Source organism: Streptomyces sp. NPDC006283 (assembly GCF_040613325.1).
Taxonomy (GTDB): Bacteria; Actinomycetota; Actinomycetes; order Streptomycetales; family Streptomycetaceae; genus Streptomyces.
The window spans coordinates 1-2,803 of sequence record NZ_JBEXRZ010000395.1 but is presented as its reverse complement, the minus strand read 5'-3'; the positions used below and the strand labels follow the sequence as shown (position 1 = coordinate 2,803).

The window sequence follows — 2,803 nt, the reverse complement described above, 5'->3', positions numbered from 1 at the left end:
ACCAGATACGGTCTGCGCACCCACCAGGCGGCGCAGGCGGGTGCGGTCCGAAGGTGCGTTTGAGGTGACTGAGCGGGCCTCGATGCCGACTCTCCAGTTGCGCATCCGTCGGAATGAGCGGCTGCGTTCGTATTCGCGGCGTGTCTTTCCGGGCTTGCCGGCTCGTTGAAGGCCGATCCGCTGGACGCCGAGTTCGGCGAGTGCCCGGTCGTTGGCCGCGGTGCTGAAGCCGCGGTCGGCGATGACCGTGCCGCATCCCGAGGTGGCCACGAAGATGATCGCGGCCAGCGCCTCGCGGTCCCCTCGTAAAGCGGCCCCCGTCCTCCTCCCCGTCGTCGAAGACTTCTACATCGCCTTCGTCTTCGAGACTGGCCAGGAAGTGTCGACCTCCTCGATCCGGAACGGATGGGCGCCGTCCGCCAGGTTCGGCGTCGGCAGCAGCGGGACGTGGAGCTCAACAACCATGGTGGGCACGGGGCCATCCTGCCGCAGCGCCTTCGTCCGCCCTAGCCAGGGGCGATCCGCGTCGGCAAGCCTGGCGAAGCCGGGCCGGTCGGCGCGCAAGGCAGCCGCCGGCCCGGGCCTTCCAGCGTTCAGCTCTCACTCGGGGCCAGCACGACGAAGTCCGCGTTCGACGGGTCGAGGCAGACCGCCAGGCGGCCGACGCCCTCCGCGTCCTCCGGCCCCATCTGCACGTTGCCGCCCTTCTCGTTGACCTGCGCGACCGCGGCATCGCAGTCGGCGACGGCGAACACCGGGTGCCAGTACGGCTTTCCGTCGGCCAGAGCGAGGTCCTCCTTGCGGAGCTGCATGAGGCCGCCGTGCATACGCTCCTCGGGCTGCCCGGCGGGCGTGATGAGGGAGTACGTGCCCCCGCCGCCCGGCAGCTCCATGTCGCTGAAATGCCAGCCGAAGATCCGGCCGTAGAAATCCTTCGCAGCCGCGACGTCGCTCGTGTAGAGCTCGGTCCAGGACAGCGAGCCCGGCTGGTCCACAAGGTCGACGCCCTTGTTCTGTCCGGGCTGCCAGACGGCGAACTGGCCCCCCAGTGGGTCGCTGTACTGCGCCATCCTGCCCCACTCGTCGAGGTCTCTCGGCGCCACCCGTACCATGCCGCCCGCGCTCTCCACGGCCTGGGTCGTGGCATCCGCGTCGGCGACGCAGTAGTAGATCATCCAGGCCGGACGCGCGCCCTTCTCGGTGAGCTTGCCGAGCCCGGCGACGATCTTGTCGTCCTTCCGGAACATCCCGCCTTCCATCTCCTCCCCCTCCCCCATGGACTCGTAGTCCCACCCCAGCACCGCGCCGTAGAAGGCTGCGGCGGCCGGGACGTCGGGGGCACCGAGGTCCAGCCAACAGGGGGAGCCAGGGACGAAATCAGTGGTGATCACGACGATTCCCTTTCGCAGATAGGTCTCAGCTCAGACTGACACCCGGCACCGACAATCGCCCGTCGGCTCGGCCGTCACATCCCTCCACCAGATCCGGGAATGCACCAGATCCGTGAATGTCGTCAGCCCGGTCCTCACGACATCCTGAGGACAGCGGCAGCCGGCGCGCCGAGCCGTGGTGGGGTTCAGCATCCGATCGTGGCGGCCCGATCGCTGTCGGCACACAACTGCAGTGCGACCAAGATGGTTTCACGCGCTGCGATTGCCTAATCTCCATGTGACCTCTTGGCACGGCGACGCAAAGGACACGGGGATGATCGGAAACGGGGGCGGTGCCGGGGTGTGGAACCCGTACGGCGGAGGGCGACCGCCGGGACCGGGTGGGCCACCCCTGCCGCCGCCAGGCCCATGGCCGCCTGCCCCGGCGCCTCGGCGCCTGACCTTGCGTCTCTTCAACCCGATCGCTCTGGGGCGCGCGGTGTTCACGCCGTCCCGGCCCGACCGTGTGCACGACCCGATGGTGAAGAAGGTCCAGGTCGTCCGGACGGTCGTCGGCCTGGTCGCCATCACGTGGATGCTGCTGTCCTACGGGCTGGCCTCGGGACCCCACCCTTACGGACAAGGCCTACCAGGGAGCGGCGGAACCTTCGCGACACCGGTCAAACGCCACCGACCATCCAGCAGAAGTCTGTCGACCGGGCGCACGCCCTACTCCACACGCCTGTTGAACGCGCCTTCGCCCGGCTCAAAGCCTTGCGGATCTTCCGAAAAGGCCCGTGTCAGCCCCAACCGACCGACGCCAATGGACCTCTTCGCACCCTGAGGCTTCCGATTCTCTGGATCTTGAAGTCCATGACACCCCTTGAGCTGGGATGTTGCAACGATCACTAAAATTCAATGCCGCGACATCACGGGCATCGAGTCAGCCGGTCGCCACCATAAACGATTGAGGCTGGTACACCACGAAGGCGATACCCGGCGTTCAGCGACATGTTCGTCAAGCTCCGCCGGACGATCATCGCCGCCCGCCATTTTCGCAACCCCGCAGGTCAACCCGTGCCCATGGAAGTCACGGCGGCAGAAATTCTTTAGGACTGTGCTTCCAGTGCCCTCTTGGGTACGGTCCCGTCCACTGCGGTATTCGGCGTCCTCGTCCGGCGCTATGGCCGCTGGGAGTGGGGGAGTTCTTCGGAGCGTTGCATACAGTGCAGTTCAGGAAACTCTCAGAGAATGCTGGGGCTTGTCTGCCCGGCACTCGTTGTGTTCCTGCTCCCTGTCCTGACAACTCTCAGTCGTGCCCCGGGGGTATTGTGCGCCAAGGAAAGTTACGCAGACAGCGGGGGTGTGTCAAGCGCGGACCCCCGCGGCGTCGTCGAACGCCGTGTCCCTGGGGTCCTGGTCCTCAAGGGAGC

At 66.9% G+C, this 2,803-nt stretch carries 2 protein-coding genes and 1 pseudogene; all 3 read right to left on the bottom strand.

Features of this window, described 5'->3' with window-relative positions:
- Positions 1-252 (bottom strand): annotated as a pseudogene (locus ABZ070_RS36470) (ISNCY family transposase); the annotation flags it as partial.
- A gap of 93 nt (positions 253-345) precedes the next feature.
- Positions 346-474: a hypothetical protein gene (locus ABZ070_RS36465; RefSeq protein ID WP_356640399.1), complete on the bottom strand. Its 129-nt coding sequence runs from the start codon at positions 472-474 to the stop codon at positions 346-348.
- 119 nt (positions 475-593) lie between these two features.
- Positions 594-1,391 (bottom strand): VOC family protein, encoded by a 798-nt coding sequence (locus ABZ070_RS36460; RefSeq protein WP_356640397.1) that lies wholly within the window; start codon positions 1,389-1,391, stop codon positions 594-596.
- Positions 1,392-2,803: the final 1,412 nt, after the last annotated feature.